This is a genomic window from Nostoc sp., from assembly GCF_036919495.1.
Classification (GTDB): domain Bacteria; phylum Cyanobacteriota; class Cyanobacteriia; order Cyanobacteriales; family Nostocaceae; genus Nostoc.
On the sequence record NZ_JBALBZ010000014.1, the window covers coordinates 35,721 to 54,904 of the forward strand.

Sequence of the window (19,184 nt, forward strand, 5' to 3'; positions counted from 1 at the left end):
GAGAATAGTTAGTTTAAGATGCGGAATGTAGGTTAAAACTTACAGTTCGCCCATTTTATTTTTATTATAGTTAGGAAAAATCAGGAATCTAGTTTTGATCTGGAATTGAATATAGAAAATGTATTGCTGTTTAAGTAACAGCTAGATTTAGTAGGCAATTACCTATACATTAGCCTAGCTTGATAGAAGTATTAATTATCTTCGCAAACGCTGAAACCCTGATTTTTTAACACAATTTTTCTTAGTTTCTAATAAATGAGCCAACAGTATGATGTGTTACAAAACGGGTTGTAGACAAAAAGGTTGGATAAATTAGGATTTTGCCATACAACCCAATTCCATACTCTTAACTACTACCGCATTTCGTATGCCCCTCTATCGGATCGTGAACCTTTCACACGAGGTCCGCCTAGAAAATCAGTTTTTACACTATTAAAGTTCATACCACTATTGATTGCCGGACTCGTATACTTCAGCCTAAAATCACCAACGTAGGGATTCATAAACTGTGGATCTGCAATCATATCATTAGCTCCGGAAGCAGGTATCAAGGAACTATTGGCGTTGAGGTTGTAGTCAAACCTAACGTTGTCACCACCATTTCTTAGATTTATCCGTTTCCCACGCTCAGAATAAAGGATGTTATTGAGAACATTGATATTATTTGAGTAATTAACCGAGATTTGTCCGTATTCAACTTCCCGACTTTGGTTATTCAGATAACTAGTGTTGTAGACAATATCGATATTCTCACTTTGGAATGTGTGAATGCCACCACCACCATTTTTATATGAGATGTTACTGGCAATCAAAGTACGTCCTCGATACGCACTTATTTTTGATCCTTTTTGCTTATTCATTCCACGATCAACAATAATACCATTACCGTCTTGGATCTTCCCATTACTAATCCAGGGAACCAACATTTGATTGTTGTAGACCTTGTTTCTGGTCACAAACATTTTATAGTTTTGGTTGTTGTCAGAATTCCAATTGTTGAGTAGCGAAATGCCACTACAGCCGAAAACTGAGTACCAGGCATTATTAAATACCTCGTTGTTATCTATTGTTAGATAGTCTGATTCAATAGCTGAAATGCCTCCGCCTCCACAATCATGTACCTTGTTGTTGAGAATACGTATATGGTGGGAACGACCATCTTGCCCTCCTTCTACGCTAATGCAATTTCCATTAGTCAGGGGGTTTGATTGGTTATACTTCTGACTCAGCGCATAACTACGGGACATTTTGCCATTGTTCCCTTCAACCTCAAGCCCGTTCACTTCAATATATGATGCTCCATCGTTAATCCAAACTCCATGCCATCCATTGTGCTGAAGTTTCGGTCGTTGTTCAGGGTATGCTTTATACGTAATCCATGCATTTGCCCTCCCAGAGCGTTTAATATCTATTACCGCTCCAGATGGATGTGCATTCTTGTATACCCCGTCCATAATAAGTACTGTGTCCCCAGGGTTAGTCAGGTCTGACGCTCTTTGAATTGTCCTAAAGGCAGATGAGGTAGTGCGTCCGCTATTTCTATCGTTTCCTTTACCACTGACATAGTATGTTGTGCCATATGAAATATAACTGATCAGTTTGCGGCTTGGTAGTGGCATTTCTTGATCGGTGGATGACTGACGAACATCTTTAACAAAAGACTCTGTTATTCTCTGTCCTTGAACCAGACCTGTTAATGCCCAGGGAAGTACAAGAGATGCGCTCAAACTGAGAAAACCTAAACCATGAATCATCATAGGGAAAAAATAGGGTATGTTGCAAAAACTGATTCGTCAACGGTCAGTAGCTCTAGCCTTAGTCAGTAACTCAGTATTGGATACAGTCGTGAATTGCCATTTGTAAGTTTATACACCCTTTATCAGGTTTCAACCTGAGAATTCCCACGTAGATATGCCTGAAAAACCTTTTTAGCTTGTCTTCCAAAAAATAGCAATTATATAGTAAAAGTACTGAAGGAAAATGATTCAGTATCCAAAGCTATTCCATTAATGGACACCAAGCAACTGTACAAATGGCGTCATTTCCAATTCGACATCATTGTACTGTGTATACGCGATATCTGTGGTTAAGATAGTATATCTGTTATAAATTAGTTAATTTACTTAAATAATTCTTATCATAATGAGAATGAATAAATAGGTAAAATCCTTTTACAGGTAGACTTTAAGGAATAACATATTTTAATGATTATCATTATCACAACATATCAGAGTAACTAAAACAAAGCTTGAAATAGCTTATAAATAGCAGATTAAGAATTTTCAGTGAAAACTTTAGGTCTAGAGTACTTTCAAGTGAGTAATATTATCTAAAAAGATCCGAAAATTGAGATAGAAAATACAATTTTCGAGGAAGCGATCGCTCCATGCAAGCCATTTCTGTACCCTAGTCTTATCCTGTGGCTGAGGCTGCGTAGCTTGTCCCATAGGAGTACAAGAACAGCTATTCTCTAACCTAGAAGTTTTTCTTTGGAATAAGAGACGCGTTGCATAGCTTGCTTCTCTGTAAGAGTACGGCTCTGTGCGTCATATTTAAACGCATCATTTAAGTAAATGGGCAAGAATAAATAAAACTATGTTACGTAATGTAAAATTCATTCAATTTGCTGCTACTAAGCGGCTCCAACCCTTAAAATATGGCTAAAGCCGCTTAGTACAAACCTTTAATTATTCACGCCCACTTACTTATTCTTGCTCTCAAAAGGCAGTACAAGAGTTAATTTAAAACTGCCATTATGAGTCTATGTCTATAGTTCTTTTCTATAGCAATCCAAATTAAATCGCGAAAATATACAAATATACAGAGATAGAAATACTTATTTATAAGCTTTTCAACTTTTTATCTCTCACAAATGATTAAGTAGCGCTATCTTAACTCTTAAGTATAGAGCTGTAACTTATACTTAGTGTAATTTTGGGGACGGAGAGATTTGACTAACGCCCCCAATTCACATCTGTATCTTAAACTAGAGTCCGAACAAGTTCAGAAGACTAAAGATAACACCTAGAGGCCCAGTTACAGTACCTATGGTATCGCCAGTTTTAGCTGAACCAGATCGATTGACTACTACAACGTCATTATTGCGGAGTATGGGATTAGTTTGCTCATTAATCCCAGCCGAGAAATCCACCTTTACTATACGTTTAGTGACAGAACCATTAGGGTTGAGGCGAATCAAATCAACAGCTTTACTACTAGCTCTGGCATCATTAAATCCTCCAGCAGCGAGTATCGCTTGATTTAAGGAACTATTCGGCTGAACGTCTGTTAACCCTGGTTTTTTAACTTCACCTACTACACCAACTTGAATGCGTGTAGGAGACAAAGTAGTGGTAGCTAATTGAGTGGCCTCTGCGGGGTTGATTTCAGTTGCCGTTGGAATAACTATTGTATCTCCGTCTTGCACAATAATATCTTGATTGGCGTCACCGCTCTGCAATAATTGCCAAAGATTAATATCTATAGCTTGTTCTGAGCCGGTTCTTGTAGGTCGGCGTAGCTTTAGATTACGAACATCAGCCTGTGCTGTAATTCCCCCTGCTAATTGAATTACCCGCGTCACATTTGGTAGACCAGAGGGAGAAGCAGTGCCACTATTAGTGGTTGCGCCCCCCCCTTGTGCATCCGTATTAGCTGGGGTGACAAGATATGAACCGGGACGGTTAACTTCACCAATAATTGTTACTGTGCGGGGTGTGGTTTGGCTAGCGGCAAAGTTAGATGCAAATATATTGCGGGATTCTGCCACGTTGAAGTTGGTTGCAGTTGGCACAACTATAGTGTCTCCATCCCGCAAGGTAATATCTTGTGATAACCTGCCTGTTTGGATGAGTTCCTTCAAATTAATACTGACGGTTTGCTCTGAGGAGCGTCCTAATTTACGCCGTAATTGAACTTGAGTCACATCCGCAGCCAAGGTTACTCCCTGTGCTGTTGTCAATGCGGCTAATACAGTGGGGTATTGTACACCTGGATTGTCTCCTGCGCCTCCGCTCAAGCTGAGAGTGTAAGCTCCTGGACGTGTCACCTCTCCGGCAACGAAAACATTGATAGGACGAGGCGATAACAAATTGACTGAAATCAAGGGACGTTTGAGGAAGCGAGCATATCTTCTGGCAATTTCGTCAGCAGCCTGTTCAGTTGTTAGACCGAGGACTGGCACACTGCCAATTAAAGGTAGGTTGATGGCTCCACCTGGGGGAATTTGATATTCGCCTGTATATTCAGGTACTTCAAATACATTTACACGGATGCGATCGCCGCCTCCTAATGAATAATTAGTATCTAATTGTGTTGATGTGGTTTGTGTTGGTGTTGTTGGTGGTAATGGTTGTCCCTGAGCTAAACTGGCAAATGGCACAACGGCATTGACAGCAGTTAACAAAGCCACACCCACAACTGGCTGAGTTAGGAATTTAAACAAACTTGTATTAAGCATATTTACCTGAGACTCTGAAACTACAATCAATAATGTACTGTCTAAACATTTTTATTTGGACTATACCTAAATATTCAAGTTCCCCGACACTCTTATTTTCCTCGAAAAGTGTCATTTTCCGGAGGAAATTTGTTTGTTAAATTTGAATTTTTAGTGAAGTTAATTTAAAGTTAAGCAAATTTGATATAGAAATTATAAAAAAACATTAGGGACTTTTGCAAATAAACATAGTTGCTCTAATAAATTATTTGTTAAAAAACAAGGCAGTGACGAATAAAATTTTCTTGTAAAAGTCAATTTTATGACATTTAAACTGCGGTTTAAAATTTACTATGAGTACCAAAATTATGAACAAGTTCATTCAATAAATAAAAATCACCTTAACAAGAAATCGGAATTTAATTCTTTACCGATTGGCTTCAGCAAGATGAACTCAAAAAGGCATAAAGTTTAGTTTTGCTCCTCAAGTTAACCCAAAATTTTCTATTTGGCAATAAGCAGGAACCCTAATTCAGTAAGTCATTTTTTCTTTGGATTTGTTGAATAAAAAACTCTTCTAGGGAGTAACGCGACAAGTTCATGGCAATAATTTTACCTTCCATGAGACGAAGGCTGGCGAGAAAATCATAGTAATCGTCTTGTAGCGTACCTTGCCAGGAACCATCAGGTTCAAATCTGAGAGTGGGTATCCATTTTTTAAGAATTTCCCAGTCACCACCTTGACCTTTGACATGATATGTGTTGTTTCTGCCTAAGAGTTCATTGAGGGAACCAGAGCAAATTAATTCACCTTGAGAGAGGATGGCAATGCGATCGCAAATCTGTTCTACTTCACTGAGAACGTGGCTGTTGAAAAAAATAGTCTTACCAGCAGCTTTTAGTGCCAAGATAATTTCTCGCATTTGGTAGCGTCCGACAGGATCAAGACCAGACATTGGTTCATCCAAAAAAACCAAATCTGGCTCGTTAATTAGCGCCTGTGCCATGCCAACACGCTGTAGCATTCCTTTAGAATAGCGACGCAGCAGCTTTTTACGGGCATCAGCTTGGGATAAACCCACTAATTCCAGCAGTTGAGGAATGCGTTTGCGTTGCACGCTTTGGGGAATTTGGAATAGGCCGGCTGCTAGCTGCAAAAATTCCCAGCCAGTGAGATAGTCATACAAATAGGGATTTTCCGGCAGATAGCCGATATGTTGCTTGATAGTGCGATCGCCTATTGGCTTACCCAATAATAATCCCCGTCCAGAGCTAGGGCGAATAATTCCCAGCAACAATTTTAAAAGGGTGGTTTTACCAGCACCGTTTGGCCCCAGCAACCCAAAGGTTTCACCTTTATAAACTGTTAAAGAACAGTTTTTGAGAGATACGACTTTTTGATTTAGCCAAAAACCAGTGCGATAAACTTTTCGCAACTCAGAAGTCAGGACTACTGGCGGAGTGTCCGTCGGATTAAGTTGAGAATCAGGGTCATCTGCAACAGACTTCATCTCGGTTCAATTACTAATTACCAGCTTGGCACTAATTACAAGTTACCGGATAGGCTGATAATAACCATCACTAACCTGTGTGTCAATTATCGTAAACAGATTAGCTGAATGAACACTAAAAATATTAGTCCTGGCAAGTAATTCTGGCTAGCTTTACAAAACGCCTTTAGAACTGGGAATTAGACCAGCACGGCGAGGGTCAATTTCCACCGCCAGCCGGGTTGCCCTCGCAAATGCCTTAAATGTAGCTTCAATAATGTGATGGGAATTAATGCCATCCAGTTGCCGAATGTGCAGTGTCATTTGGCTATGGTTCACAAGTGCCACAAAAAATTCGCGCACGAGTTGGGTGTCATAGGTTCCTACACGCCCAGTAGGAATTTGTAAGCCGTAACTGAGGTGAGGACGTCCAGAAAAGTCTAGCGCTACCTGAACTAAAGCTTCATCCAGTGGCGCAAGAAAATTACCAAAGCGGACAATACCTTTTCTGTCGCCTAGTGCTTGGTTAAAGGCTTGGCCCAAGGTAATACCTACATCTTCGTTGGTGTGATGGTCATCAATTTCCCAGTCTCCCTTGGCTTGGACATCTATATCAATCAGCCCGTGGGAGGCAATTTGATGCAACATGTGATCTAAAAACGGAATACCAGTTGCTGCGGTGCAAGTTCCTCTACCATCCAGATTGATGGTAACTTGCACATTGGTTTCACCAGTGGTGCGGTGAACAGTAGCAATCCGAGGGGTTTTAGTTGACTGGTCGTAGTTTGAATTAACTTGGCGATTGGTTGTTTGCATGGGGAGTGGGGAGTGGGGAATGGGGAATGGGGAATAGGGAATCGGCAAGAATAATTCTTCACTTACTCCCCACTCCCCAAATTATCTTACATTCCCATAATTTCATATCCTGCATCTACATATAGAATTTGTCCGGTAATGCCGCTAGACAAATCACTACATAAGAAAGCGGCAGCGTTACCCACTTCTAGCTGAGTTACGGTGCGTCGTAGGGGAGCCACTTCTTCTACATGATGAATCATATCCAAAATCCCACCCACTGCTGAAGATGCCAAGGTGCGGATGGGGCCTGCGGAAATGGCATTGACGCGGATATTTTGTGGCCCTAGTTCGGCGGCTAGGTAACGTACACTCATTTCTAAGCCAGCTTTGGCAATTCCCATGACATTATAGTTAGGGATTGCCCTAACACCGCCTAAATATGTGAGGGTGACGATACTACCTCCCTCTGTCATCAAAGGTTTAGCTGCACCACTTAACTGCACCAGCGAGTAGGTACTAATTTCTAAGGCGGTGTTGAAGCCAGAACGAGAAGTTTGGCTAAAATCTCCAGTCAAATCATCTTTGCTGGCAAAGGCAAGACAATGGATGAGGATATCTAGCTTTCCCCACTTTTCGCGGATTGTCTCAAAGGTAGATTGAATCTGTTCATCATTTTGGACATTACAGGGAAGAAATAAACTGGGGTTTAGGGGTTCTACCAATTCCGCAACTTTTTTCTCCATCTTGCCGCGTTCATCGGGTAGGTAGGTAATACCCAGGTTTGCTCCGGCTTTATGCAGCTGTTGGGCGATGCCCCAGGCGATCGAGCGGTTATTGGCAATACCTGTAACAAGGGCATTTTTTCCAGTCAGATTTAGCATATAAATTGTTAATGCGATCAATCATTTAGGAGCATACTAGAATCTGACGCACGTTTTGTCTTTGTTTTATACAGGATTTGCAAAAATGAATATTGGTAAGAGTGTTTGCTGCATGTAAAAATCTTGATTTTTCCTAAAGATATTCCCGAAATAACTTTATTTGTTCTTTAAAAAACCCTTTTTAATACAGCTATTGGAAGTACTTATCAACAATTTGTAGCTGAAAGGATCAACAATTATGTATCATTATAAACAAAGAGTTATGAAGAGATTAGTTTGAGTATAGGAAAGTACAGAAAGGTTGACGGTGCTTTATTCATTTTTCGGGTGTATTCTTAGGTAATCAGTTTTTGTTTTTCCGGCATTGGGTAGGGGAAGGGAGATGATCGTGACACAAGATAAAGCCCTAGCAAATGTATTTCGTCAGATGGCGACCGGGGCGTTTCCGCCAGTTGTGGAAACGTTTGAACGCAATAAAACGATCTTTTTTCCTGGCGATCCTGCCGAACGAGTTTATTTTCTTTTGAAGGGTGCTGTTAAACTTTCCAGGGTGTACGAGGCAGGAGAGGAAATAACGGTAGCGTTGCTGCGGGAAAATAGTGTTTTTGGTGTATTGTCATTGCTGACAGGAAATAAGTCGGATCGGTTTTACCATGCGGTTGCATTTACGCCTGCGGAATTACTGTCAGCACCAATTGAACAAGTGGAGCAAGCACTCAAGGAAAATCCAGAATTATCAATGTTAATGCTGCGAGGTCTGTCTTCGCGCATTTTACAGACAGAGATGATGATTGAAACTCTCGCTCACCGAGATATGGGTTCTAGGTTGGTGAGTTTTTTGCTAATTCTTTGTCGGGATTTTGGAGTTCCTTGTGCAGATGGGATCACAATTGATCTGAAGTTATCTCATCAAGCGATCGCAGAGGCAATTGGTTCAACTCGTGTTACCGTTACTAGGCTGCTAGGTGATTTGCGTGAAAAAAAGATGATTTCTATCCACAAAAAGAAAATTACTGTGCACAAACCTGTTACCTTAAGTAGGCAATTCACATAAAATCAATTGGAGAAAGGGGAATCGGCGCGTGTTCTATTTTGAAAAATGACACTAATAGCTAGAGGTAAATCTAAAATTGAGTAATTTCAGCTATTGCCAATTTCCACTTCTTTCCAGACAATGCTTAAAAGTAGTAGGCTGTATCTGGAAGGATTTCGGTAGCTAAAGATGACCACCGGATACATCCTCATCGCAGCAATTTTAATCCTGGGAGGCGTAATTGCAACCGTGGGCGATCGCATCGGCACACGAGTTGGCAAAGCCCGCCTCTCACTTTTTAACCTTCGTCCAAAAAATACTGCTGTACTAGTAACTATTTTTACGGGTGGTTTGATTTCCGCATCAACCTTAGGAATTTTATTCGCTGCCGACGAAGGCTTGCGAAAGGGAGTCTTTGAGTTAGAAGATATTCAAACAGACCTCAGACAGAAGCGGGAACAGCTAAAAACCGCAGAAACTCAAAAAAGTCAGGTAGAGAGCGAGCTAAACCAAGCAAGGATTGCCCAAACAAAAGCACAACAAGACTTGCAGGTAATTAATCAATATTTGCAGGCGGCCAATGCCAAACAACGCCAAACACAAGCTCAGTTGAACCGCACCATTAGTCAACAAGCTCAAACTCAAACTCAACTCCAACGCACACAAAGTCAGCTAGAACAAGTTGTACCTCAGTACCAAAAAGCTATAGCTGAATTGCAAAGTGTTTACAATCAGAGAAAGGAGCTACAAGCGGCAGTTGAACTACTGAAAACAGAACGTCAACGATTGTACGCTGAAGCTAAAAAAGCTATTGACGAAGCCAAAACAGCAATTGAAAAACGCGATCGCGAACTTGCTAATCGCCAAGAAGCTATAGAAGTGCGCGATCAAAAAATCTCCCAACTCGATCAATTGATTCAAAAGCGTAATGTAGAAGTTGCAGCGCGAGAGCAAGTGATTGCCACACGGGAATCACGCCTCAAAGACTTAGAAGCACAACAGGAGCAACTAGAAATGGAAGTTGCCAGGTTGGAAAAATATTATCAGTCTTACCGCGACCTGCGTCTAGGTAAGCTGGCCTTAGTTCGCGGTCAAGTTCTGGCTGCTGCTGTAATTCGTGTTACCCAACCTGCTGCTGCTCGTCAGGCAGTGATACAACTTTTACAAGAAGCCAATCGCAACGCCAACCTCGAATTAAGTGAGCCTGGGGCAAATCCTGCAAATGTAGAGCTACTGCGCTTAACCCAGGATAGGATTGACCAATTGAGCAAGCCGATTGGCGATGGTCAAGAATACGTGGTACGGATTTTCTCGGCTGGTAATTACGTCAGAGGAGAAAAGCAGATAGAATTTTTTGCCGATACAGCCCGTAATCAACTGGTTTTTTCGGGAGGCGCAGTACTGGCTACAACGACTGCTGATTCCAAAACCATGACATCTTATCAATTACAGCAGCGACTGGAAATACTGATTTCTGCTTCCCAATTTCGGGCCCGTAATGCCGGAATTGTCGAAGATGTGCAAGTAGAAGGGACTTTCTTACGCTTTGTCAGCCAATTAAGACAGTACAATCAACCATTGGAGATTAAAGCGATCGCAGCAGAGGACACTTATACAGCCGGCCCATTGAGAGTAAAATTAGTGGCAATAGTCAACGGACAAATTATTTTTAGTACTTAAAACATTATTTGCACACTGTTATTAGTAAGATTTAAACATATTGAACAGCAGTCAAAATAGTTGCTGTAATTACATTTATTCTCTACGAGATGCTACGTCAATATTTCTAATTTTTAATTTATTATGAATTTCCCTAAATTTTCACCAAGGCAACCAGTCATCTTGGGGTTTGATCCAGGTCGGGATAAGTGTGGTTTAGCGGTGATGGGACTGGATCGGCAACTATATTACCATGAGGTCGTGCTAGCAAAAGAGGCGATCGCTACCATTGAGACACTACGGCAGTTTCCTATCTCTTTGATGGTGATGGGCGACCAAACTACAGCCAAGCAGTGGAGAGAGAAATTATATCAGGAATTGACAGAACCTCTGAGTATTATTTTAGTAGATGAGCGGTATACAACCTTAGAAGCACGCGATCGCTATTGGCAAATGTTCCCGCCCAAAGGGTTAATAAAACTATTGCCACAGGGTCTACGACAGCCACCAAGACCGATAGATGACATTGTTGCCATCCTCTTAATCGAAAGGTACTTAAATCGCCTCACTGAATCAGCAGTCAGCCAATTTTAGATTTTAGATTTTTTCTCCAATCCAAAATCCAAAATTGAATAGCTCCTAACTTTTAAAGTTCCGCCCGAATAGTAAAAGCATAATCTCCTCCCGGCTCTAGCTGATAATCTTGTTGCTCCAAAAATCGACCGAGGGGTTCTTTGATTAAGGCGCGGCCTTGGGAAGGCTTGACGGCAAGTTCTCCCCGGCGAAAATGCCACTGGAAATGCCACTCAAACTCACCTGCACTCACTTCACCCTCAAGGAAGCCGTGTTGCCAGGATTGGCGGGTGATTCTGACATGGGCAATGGTTTCTGGCAGTCGTCTTTTAGCACTCACAATGCTTTATGTCAAGTGTAGAATAACAGCCGCTCACATTAGGCTGGCTTCTTATTTTATTTACCAAAATAGCTTAAATAGATAAACTGACAAAGTGAGTATTTGTAGTTGAGCAAGAATTGCACTAATCGAGGATGCTGTAAAATTTCAGTTAAAAGTGACTCAAACTTACTTAATCTCGGCGTTCCGTGTCTGTATAGCAATCCTAAATCATTCGTGATAAACAAAATCCTCAATTTTGTATGCTAAAGTCAGCGATCTGTGACTTTCGTCTATGAACACACTGGTAAGTAGTGCGGGTAATTTTTATTAAGATTTTAGGAATGACTGTATCCTAGAAACTGCATATCTGACACTCCTTTCATCAGTATATTGTGGGTTAATTGGAATTTCCTTGAAGAATTTAACTACAATTACAGCCCGATAAAGCTTAGAGGATTTAAATTGCTTTTCTTGGATATCAAAACTCATAATATTCTCTAGTGGATGTTCGATAATTTCGTTGACACGCAAACTTTTACGTTCGATAAATACCTTATTGATACTTTTATAGAAGGTACAGGTAGTTACAGGGGATGTTGCAAAAAAAGCAGTGATCGCCATCACAATCAATATAAAGATACTTAAGAAAAATAGATAATCGCGCTGATTTTGCTGCACTAATAGGGAAGTTTGCCCAGAATTGATAAAATCGTTGATTTTAGAGGTAATTTCTTGATTCTCTTGATAGCTAACATTTGATAGGAGGGCAAAATCTCGAAGTGAAGTCACAATAATAACTTGATAAGTTTTTCCCCCTTTGCTACCAGTCCTTGTAAGAATGTATGCTTCTTGAGGATCAAACATTTTGAGTTTTTCCATGCTTCCCAGCAAATTAAACCGCCTCAATTCACAATTAATTTGATTTTGGGAGAGGCGATCGCAAGTTATTCTAACTGAAGCAGACTCAAAAAATAAGCAGTAAATCAAAAAGCTTAAACAGACAGTAAAAAGGCACCACCCGATGAACCAATATCTGAGTGGTTGATGCTTTAGCTGTAATCTAGTACGAGTTTCCTCAATAATTTTCATCAGTGTTTGTGTATAGAATACTTAACCCCTAAGTAGAGTATTCCCTTGTTAATCCATTCACCGATCGCTAAGTCTAAGTACTAGGGAGGATTTATGATGAATCGCTAAACAAGCTTTGGCTAGGTGGTAGATAATTGGGGCAGAAAGCTAGAGCTAGAAGCATGGAAACCAAACAGCTAGGAAAAACTGGAATCTTTGTGAGTGCGATTGGTTTGGGTGGTATGCCCATGTCAATTTCTAATCGCCCTCCCGAATCGGAATCAATCCAAGTTATTCATCGGGCCTTGGATCTGGGTATCACATTGATTGACACTGCCGATTCATACTGCAAAGATGAGTCAGATAAGCACCACAACGAGCGACTAATTCACAAGGCGCTTACTAGTTACAAAGGCGATGTTAGCCAAGTAATTGTGGCAACGAAGGGCGGTTTGATGCGTCCCAATGGTAACTGGACAAGCAACGGCAACCCAGAACATTTACGCGAAACAATTCGAGTCAGCTTTGAGGCGTTGGGTGGTGCTAAACCCATTGATGTTTGGCAATACCATTCGCCCGATTCTAAGTACACAATCGAAGAATCCCTTGCACCTGTGAAAGAAGCAGTCGAGGCAGGTTTAATTCGATTTGTGGGAGTTTCTAACTTTTCCGTTGAACAAATTAAGCGGGCGCAGGATGTAGTGGATATTGTCTCGGTGCAAAATCAATACAGCCCTTGGCAACGACAGCCAGAAAATGACGGCGTGTTGAAGTATTGCGAACAACAAGGATTAACCTTTTTGCCTTGGAGTCCTTTTGGTGGTAGACGTCGCCATCAGGATTTACAAGATATCCCTGCGATCGCTAACTTAGCTAAAGAAAAAGGCGTGTCAGTATATAATATCGTCTTGGCGTGGTTGCGTTCCAAGTCGCCCGTTATTTTGCCAATTCCTGGTGCTAGCAAGGTTTCTAGCATTGAAGACTCAGCACAAGCTATCAATGTGAAACTATCTGATGATGAAGTGCAAAAAATTGATCAGGCAACTTAATCATTCCAAGCGATTCTCACTTCGGTGTAATACAGTCTGAACCTCATCCCCAACCCTGATGTATCGAGATGTTTAGTCTCATCCAATACTTTGGGGTTGAATATATGGTAAGAGGAAAGGCGATCGCTTCTACATTGACTCCAACGGCGGAACCTCGAAGTCATTAAATGAGGAAACATTGTAAGACGAAGCGGCTAGGGCTTTCACCAGCTTACCGTCGAGAGTCAACAAAGTAGCACCTATCTGCTGTGAAAGTGCAACATAAGAGCCATCGTAGGCAGAGATTTTATAATTTAATGCGATCGCAACTGCATCCGCCATCAAATCAGCCGTGGAGACAACACGCAAAGGGAAAGCTTTGAGACTAGCTAAATTCCCCTGAATCAAAGAAACATCGTAACTACCTGCACGAGCATACTTCCACAAAACGTTTGCACACTCAATGTAAAACAGGTCAGGTACAAAGATTTCTGTCTGGGGATAGGCAAGGTGAGCAAACAGTTGATTAACCTTAGCTGTTAGCGGATCGGGAATAAATTGCTTAACGGACACACTGGCATCCAAAACGCACCTAAGAGGAATTGTCATCTGTCCCGATCTTCTCTAATCATGGCAGTGCTGTCAGGCCATTCGATATCAGTTGGTAGTTTTTCACGGCGAAGACGGATTTCCTCTAAAAGTTTTGGCACATTCTTTCGTCTTTCTTCTTCTGTTTGCTGTGCTTCAGTTTTTAAAGCTTGTTCTAACAGAGTTATGACTTGGGCGTTAATGGAACGGTGTTCAGATGCCGCTAACTCTTGCAGTTTTGCATACAAATCATCGGGTAAATTTCTTACATAAAGGGTAGCCATCGCTTTACCTCAAAGTAGAATTTATCAAAATGATAGCATAATGCAAGCAGAAGGGGGGAGTGGGGCGATCGCCAGGCGATTTTGTACGCAATTGGCGGCAGGTGGTGGCAGCACTGCACGTTGAAGTCGGAAGTTAGCAGTTAGTCAACGACAACTCAATTAAGGGTTAAAGGTCAATCGGGAGAGCTAGTGATCGCACACTGTGGTTGCACTGCTTTTTGCATTGATGAACGTTGCAATTTCCGTTGCACCGATTAGTAAAGTAAAAATACTCATAAAGCAAACACTTGTGCTTTACTTCGCAATTTGCTAAGATTATTTCAAGCCTTATTATTAAGGTTTTCAATTTTTGTAGTTCACACAATCAGGAGATGAAGCTCATGTATTTTATCAACAATAAAGGAAAACCCTATATATGCGGATTATTACAGAAACCAGACTTAATAAAGCTTGTGAAAAGCACCCCGATGCTGAACCTAGCATACGAGCCTGGAAGAAGCTTGTAAAAGTGCAAGACTGGAATAGTTTTACTGATGTCAAAGCTACTTCTATTTTTGCGCCTGACCAAGTAAAAAACTTCGTCATTTTTGATATTGGAGGAAATAAATATAGGCTAATAACCTGCATTAACTATAAAACCAAAGTTATATATATTCGTGAGTTTCTGACTCATGCAGAATACGATAGAGACAAATGGAAGAATGACGAATGGTTTGATAGCTAGCACTAATTAGAAGCTATCAATTAGGTAAAACTAAGATTGGTGTATTACCAATCTTAGTCCTAATAATTAAGCAACTAATTCTATAATGAACAAATGTTACATCATCACACCAGTTACACAGAATTACTTACATATTTCCCCCCGCGCCCTATAAAAAATGAAGAAGATTTAGAAAAAACTCAAGCAGTTGTCGATAGTCTACTTGATAAAGGGGAACTAACGGAGTCAGAAGAAGACTATTTGAATTTACTGGGAATTTTGATTTATGAATACGAATCAAAACAGGATTTGGTTCCAGATATTTATGGAGTAGAACTGCTCAAAGTTTTAATTGGGGAATTGAATCTTAAACAAAAGGATTTAGTTCCTATTTTTAAAACGGAGTCAATTGTTTCTGATGTACTTAAAGGCAAGCGTAAATTAACGGTTGAACACATTCAAAAGCTTGCAGAATTTTTCAATCTTTCAGTTGCTGTATTCTTCCCAGAGAATCCATTAGACAGAGATTTTTTAAGTGCAACATAAGAGCCATCATAGGCGGAGATTCCATAATTTAAGGCGATCGCAACTGCATCCGCCATCAAATCAGCAGTGGAGACAACACGCAAAGGGAAAGCTTTGAGACTAGCTAAATTCCCCTGAATCAAAGAAACATTGTAACTACCTGCACGAGCGTACTTCCACAAAACGTTTGCACACTTAATGTAAAACAGGTCAGGTACAAAGATTTCTGTCTGGGGATAGGCAAGGTGAGCAAACAGTTGATTAACCTTAGCTGTTAGCGGATCGGGAATAAATTGCTTAACGGACACACTGGCATCCAAAACGCACCTAAGAGGAATTGTCATCTGTCCCGATCTTCTCTAATCATGGCAGTGCTGTCAGGCCATTCGATATCAGTTGGTAGTTTTTCACGGCGAAGACGGATTTCCTCTAAAAGTTTTGGCACATTCTTTCGTCTTTCTTCTTCTGTTTGCTGTGCTTCAGTTTTTAAAGCTTGTTCTAACAGAGTTATGACTTGGGCGTTAATGGAACGGTGTTCAGATGCCGCTAACTCTTGCAGTTTTGCATACAAATCATCGGGTAAATTTCTTACATAAAGGGTAGCCATCGCTTTACCTCAAAGTAGAATTTATCAAAATGATAGCATAATGCAAGCAAAAAGGAGAGCGATCGCAAAGCTTTTTGCTAAGGATTGAGATGCAAATATTGCTTAGAGATGTCTTACATAAAAACACTTGTATAAAATTCAGTATTTATAAGGATTTTATTTCCAATGTCCAGGCTGATAATACATATAAATTACTATATAACTCATATATGAATCGTCAGGAAATATTTGATAAAATTCAAGCTATAGTTGCTGAATATTTATCTATTGAACACGAAAATATTACTTTTGATTTTCCATTGATTGAACCAAATTCTAATTCTTCATGTCGTTATTGGGGATTTTCAATTTCTGGAGATGAATTAGTGGCAATAGAAATAATTATGGCATTGGAAGAAGAGTTTGATGTTGAAATACCTGATGAAGATGTTGAGAAACTTGCCACAGTTCAACACGCTGTTAATTATATTAACAATAAACTCCCAACATCAGAAAATGAAGTAAATAGTAAAGATATAAATAGTTGGATTGAGGATTTTAAGAAAAAACTAGATTTAACTATTGTAAATGGCAAAGAGTCTTTATCTTCAGTATTTAGTGATTATTTTAGCTCTTTAATTGAAACGCTACAGATATCTCGTAATAAAAAGTTCGTATTTCTCTTAGTTGGTCGCACAGGAGTTGGAAAGTCCAGTACTATTAACACATTAATGGGTAAAGAAGTAGCGCCAACTAGCCGTCGCAAACCTACAACAATGGATGTTAACTATCACGAAAATGAAATCAATGGAATTCATTTTACAGTTGTTGATACTCCTGGTCTATGTGATGATCATCCAGAGAAAGGAAATGATCAAAATTACTTGGAACTGATAAGATCCAAGGTAAAGCAAATTGACTTGTTATGGTTTGTTACACCTATTTATGAAACGAGAATAAGGAGTGATGAATTAAACGGAATAAAACTAATTTCAGAAGCATTGGGAGTAGAAATTTGGAAACACGCGGTTATCGTATTTACTTTTGCGGACAAGGCTGATGATTATTTAGTTGATTTGAAAGAAAGAACAGAGGATATTCAAGAAGCAATAGCAACGTATGCGGGGTATGAGATAGCTAACAATATTCCATCCGTAGCAGTAGATAATAAAAATGAAACAACTCCAGATGGAAACAAATGGCTTGGAGAACTTTATACAAAAGTATTTGTAAGGATATCTGAAAGCGGTACTATCCCTTTTTTATTAGCAACAGTCCAAAGATTGAGTAGTAATAATTCACAAAAAAGCTCTACAGAGAAAAAAGTTGAGTTTGATGCTAGGCAAAAAGAGTCTATTAAAGAAAAATTATTTAGTGTTATTCCAATTTTAAAAAATATAGGCGGAGCAATAGGTTCTGCGGTTGGAGCCGTAATTTCTATGGTTACAGAAGTCGAGGAATTTAGAGAAGTTGGAAAATGGGGAGGTGAAGCAGCAGGAGAGTACGTAGGCGAAAAAGTAGATAGTGCGATAGGTAGTACGATAAAGTTTTTTAGCGATCTATTTAGCTGGTAAAGCAAACTATTGAGCTATTTATCCACTCCAGCAAAATTAGCTATATCAAAGGGCTCTAAGCATAAATATCTATCTGATAGATTTTCTACTGCTGTTGCTGTCCAGTAAACGTTCACTCTGGTAGTCGAAATTTTTTCCGCACTTCTTGTACAGAAATAACATTACTAGCTTTGCTATCCGCTAGTCCAGCTTCAACAGTTTGCCGAACATAAATTTGGTACATCAAATCATCCCATGTGGAATTTTCTGGCAACTTGTCAATCAATTTGTGGGCTTCTTCTTTAATGTTGAGATTTTTCATCAGTAGTTAACCAAATACTGTTTGTGCATCAATTTGGATATATTGTAGATGCAAAACAGGTGTAGTACTTGATAACAACATTCATTCAACGGAGAGGGGGAGATTCGAACTCCCGGAGGTTTTAGCCTCATCCGATTTCAAGTCGGACGCAATCGACCACTCTGCCACCTCTCCAGTAAATCTGTCAAACTTGTGCTTATCCTAGTTTTAGACGCTATTCAGGCGCATTTGTTGGTTAGCACTAAACTTGACAGATCATACTATACCCTATTATCTACGCAGATTGCACTACTGGATGCGAATGTCTACGACACAATACGCGATCGCTCGTACAAAATTTCCCCCTTAGCCACCTGAAAGTCATTCCCTACCCAAACGAGGGAAACTTGCGAAACCACACCCGCCTCTAGGGTGACAATGGAAAAATTACGCAACTTCTCGCTGTCATTTTCCACAATCCTGGGGACACTAGCCGCATTTAAGTAAATTGTCCCCTCTGGACTTCTAAAGATGGGTTTGCGCTGCACCTTCTTGGTATGGCGTAAATCTCGGTGCATGTGACCAAATGTCACCAAAGGAATGGTTTTACCAGCAGTCAAGGCTTGAGAAATCGCCTCACCAAAATCTGGATCGCCAAAATCGCCGCCAATTGGATGCCAGTCTTTGCCGCAGGGGTCTTCGGGGCGATCGCCTAACCCACTAGGCCCATTGTGACCCAAAAATATAATTGTCTCGTAAGCGGCACTTTTGACTGCTTTTACGATGCGATCGGCGGATTCTTCTAAACTCGTCACACCGTAACGTTCTTGACAGATTTCCGCGAATTTCCACTCTGGGCCACCCCAGGTAAAGGGACGACCCCCCACTACAGTTAAATTCCAAGCGGGAAAATCCAACTTACCGTAACCGACATGAGACGGGCCTAATAAATCGAGTTGTTCCTGTACCCAGTTTTCCTTAGAGCGGTCATAAGGAGCCTTTTTGCGTCCCCATTCGGTGGCGGTGTACCAGGCATCGTGGTTGCCCATCACGGCTGCTTTGGGAATATCGAGAGATGCGATCGCTCTGACCACTTCCACCGATTCATTGCCAAAATCCCCAACAAACAGCACTAAGTCAACACCCAAATGCTTGAGTGCAACGCCATCTTCCACTTCCCATTGGTCGTGAATATCTCCAACTACAGCAATTTTGAGGTTTATCGATTGAGTTTTCTGACTGGTCATGCCACTTTCCTTGCCGTCTATCTCCAGGATATGAAACTCAGCCCGATTTGGACACAACCCCAAAATATCAACCGTCCACTATTTTTGGTAAAAACTACTATAATTGA

The 19,184-nt window shown here is 40.5% G+C and carries 20 protein-coding genes and 1 tRNA gene; 7 read left to right on the forward strand and 14 right to left on the reverse strand.

Going from position 1 to position 19,184, the window contains the following annotated elements:
• Window positions 1-353 precede the first annotated feature (353 nt).
• The 5 genes from V7K25_RS01450 to fabI form a co-directional block, all read right to left on the reverse strand.
• Window positions 354-1,757 (reverse strand): right-handed parallel beta-helix repeat-containing protein, encoded by a 1,404-nt coding sequence (locus V7K25_RS01450; protein ID WP_335154424.1) that lies wholly within the window; start codon window positions 1,755-1,757, stop codon window positions 354-356.
• 1,229 nt (window positions 1,758-2,986) lie between these two features.
• Window positions 2,987-4,459, reverse strand: coding sequence for a polysaccharide biosynthesis/export family protein (locus V7K25_RS01455; RefSeq protein WP_335154426.1), 1,473 nt, complete (start codon window positions 4,457-4,459; stop codon window positions 2,987-2,989).
• Between the two features lie 506 nt (window positions 4,460-4,965).
• Window positions 4,966-5,949, reverse strand: coding sequence for an ABC transporter ATP-binding protein (locus V7K25_RS01460; protein ID WP_335154428.1), 984 nt, complete (start codon window positions 5,947-5,949; stop codon window positions 4,966-4,968).
• A gap of 153 nt (window positions 5,950-6,102) precedes the next feature.
• Window positions 6,103-6,744, reverse strand: coding sequence for an imidazoleglycerol-phosphate dehydratase HisB (hisB, locus tag V7K25_RS01465; RefSeq protein WP_335154430.1), 642 nt, complete (start codon window positions 6,742-6,744; stop codon window positions 6,103-6,105).
• Window positions 6,745-6,830: 86 nt separating this feature from the next.
• Entirely contained in the window at window positions 6,831-7,607 is a 777-nt protein-coding gene (fabI, locus tag V7K25_RS01470; RefSeq protein ID WP_335154432.1) for an enoyl-ACP reductase FabI, read from the reverse strand.
• 382 nt (window positions 7,608-7,989) lie between these two features.
• Here fabI and ntcA point away from each other — a divergent pair, with 382 nt between their 5' ends.
• The 3 genes from ntcA to V7K25_RS01485 all read left to right on the forward strand — a co-directional run bounded on the left by ntcA (window position 7,990) and on the right by V7K25_RS01485 (window position 10,893).
• Complete coding sequence (ntcA, locus tag V7K25_RS01475; RefSeq protein WP_017652326.1) at window positions 7,990-8,661, forward strand: global nitrogen regulator NtcA; 672 nt, start codon at window positions 7,990-7,992, stop codon at window positions 8,659-8,661.
• Between the two features lie 168 nt (window positions 8,662-8,829).
• Entirely contained in the window at window positions 8,830-10,320 is a 1,491-nt protein-coding gene (locus tag V7K25_RS01480; RefSeq protein WP_335154433.1) for a DUF3084 domain-containing protein, read from the forward strand.
• A gap of 123 nt (window positions 10,321-10,443) precedes the next feature.
• Window positions 10,444-10,893 (forward strand): pre-16S rRNA-processing nuclease YqgF, encoded by a 450-nt coding sequence (locus V7K25_RS01485; protein WP_335154435.1) that lies wholly within the window; start codon window positions 10,444-10,446, stop codon window positions 10,891-10,893.
• Between the two features lie 52 nt (window positions 10,894-10,945).
• Here V7K25_RS01485 and V7K25_RS01490 read toward each other — a convergent pair whose 3' ends face one another.
• Both V7K25_RS01490 and V7K25_RS01495 read right to left on the reverse strand, forming a co-directional pair.
• On the reverse strand, window positions 10,946-11,215 hold the full coding sequence (locus V7K25_RS01490) for a DUF3146 family protein (RefSeq protein ID WP_372726526.1): 270 nt from the start codon (window positions 11,213-11,215) through the stop codon (window positions 10,946-10,948).
• A gap of 306 nt (window positions 11,216-11,521) precedes the next feature.
• The gene (locus V7K25_RS01495) at window positions 11,522-12,283 is read right to left on the reverse strand and encodes a hypothetical protein (RefSeq protein ID WP_335154437.1); all 762 of its coding nucleotides are present in this window, start codon (window positions 12,281-12,283) and stop codon (window positions 11,522-11,524) included.
• Window positions 12,284-12,444: 161 nt separating this feature from the next.
• Here V7K25_RS01495 and V7K25_RS01500 point away from each other — a divergent pair, with 161 nt between their 5' ends.
• The gene (locus V7K25_RS01500; RefSeq protein ID WP_335154439.1) at window positions 12,445-13,311 is read left to right on the forward strand and encodes an aldo/keto reductase; all 867 of its coding nucleotides are present in this window, start codon (window positions 12,445-12,447) and stop codon (window positions 13,309-13,311) included.
• 129 nt (window positions 13,312-13,440) lie between these two features.
• Here V7K25_RS01500 and V7K25_RS01505 read toward each other — a convergent pair whose 3' ends face one another.
• Together V7K25_RS01505 and V7K25_RS01510 are read right to left on the reverse strand one after the other, a co-directional pair.
• Complete coding sequence (locus tag V7K25_RS01505; RefSeq protein WP_335154441.1) at window positions 13,441-13,899, reverse strand: type II toxin-antitoxin system VapC family toxin; 459 nt, start codon at window positions 13,897-13,899, stop codon at window positions 13,441-13,443.
• Window positions 13,896-14,162: a FitA-like ribbon-helix-helix domain-containing protein gene (locus V7K25_RS01510; RefSeq protein ID WP_094330234.1), complete on the reverse strand. Its 267-nt coding sequence runs from the start codon at window positions 14,160-14,162 to the stop codon at window positions 13,896-13,898. The genes V7K25_RS01505 and V7K25_RS01510 overlap by 4 nt, the downstream gene beginning before the upstream one ends.
• Before the next feature lie 415 nt (window positions 14,163-14,577).
• On the opposite strand from V7K25_RS01510, the gene V7K25_RS01515 reads away from it, so the two are divergent.
• Window positions 14,578-14,886 (forward strand): type II toxin-antitoxin system HigB family toxin, encoded by a 309-nt coding sequence (locus V7K25_RS01515; RefSeq protein ID WP_335154442.1) that lies wholly within the window; start codon window positions 14,578-14,580, stop codon window positions 14,884-14,886.
• 93 nt (window positions 14,887-14,979) lie between these two features.
• Window positions 14,980-15,411, forward strand: a complete 432-nt coding sequence (locus V7K25_RS01520; RefSeq protein ID WP_335154444.1) for a helix-turn-helix domain-containing protein — start codon at window positions 14,980-14,982, stop codon at window positions 15,409-15,411.
• Here the strand turns inward: V7K25_RS01520 and V7K25_RS01525 are convergent.
• Both V7K25_RS01525 and V7K25_RS01530 read right to left on the reverse strand, forming a co-directional pair.
• On the reverse strand, window positions 15,324-15,734 hold the full coding sequence (locus V7K25_RS01525) for a type II toxin-antitoxin system VapC family toxin (RefSeq protein WP_335154446.1): 411 nt from the start codon (window positions 15,732-15,734) through the stop codon (window positions 15,324-15,326). The two genes, V7K25_RS01520 and V7K25_RS01525, sit on opposite strands and share 88 nt — an antisense overlap.
• The gene (locus V7K25_RS01530; protein ID WP_094330234.1) at window positions 15,731-15,997 is read right to left on the reverse strand and encodes a FitA-like ribbon-helix-helix domain-containing protein; all 267 of its coding nucleotides are present in this window, start codon (window positions 15,995-15,997) and stop codon (window positions 15,731-15,733) included. Before V7K25_RS01530 ends, V7K25_RS01525 begins: the two co-directional genes overlap by 4 nt.
• Window positions 15,998-16,206: 209 nt before the next feature.
• Between V7K25_RS01530 and V7K25_RS01535 the strand changes: the two genes are divergently transcribed.
• Entirely contained in the window at window positions 16,207-17,550 is a 1,344-nt protein-coding gene (locus V7K25_RS01535; protein ID WP_335154447.1) for a GTPase, read from the forward strand.
• A gap of 112 nt (window positions 17,551-17,662) precedes the next feature.
• Here the strand turns inward: V7K25_RS01535 and V7K25_RS01540 are convergent, their stop codons facing one another.
• The 3 genes from V7K25_RS01540 to V7K25_RS01550 form a co-directional block, all read right to left on the reverse strand.
• Complete coding sequence (locus V7K25_RS01540; RefSeq protein ID WP_335154449.1) at window positions 17,663-17,851, reverse strand: hypothetical protein; 189 nt, start codon at window positions 17,849-17,851, stop codon at window positions 17,663-17,665.
• An 89-nt stretch (window positions 17,852-17,940) separates the two neighbouring features.
• A tRNA-Ser gene (locus tag V7K25_RS01545) sits at window positions 17,941-18,025 on the reverse strand.
• Window positions 18,026-18,156: 131 nt separating this feature from the next.
• Window positions 18,157-19,077: a TIGR04168 family protein gene (locus tag V7K25_RS01550; RefSeq protein ID WP_335154451.1), complete on the reverse strand. Its 921-nt coding sequence runs from the start codon at window positions 19,075-19,077 to the stop codon at window positions 18,157-18,159.
• Window positions 19,078-19,184: the final 107 nt, after the last annotated feature.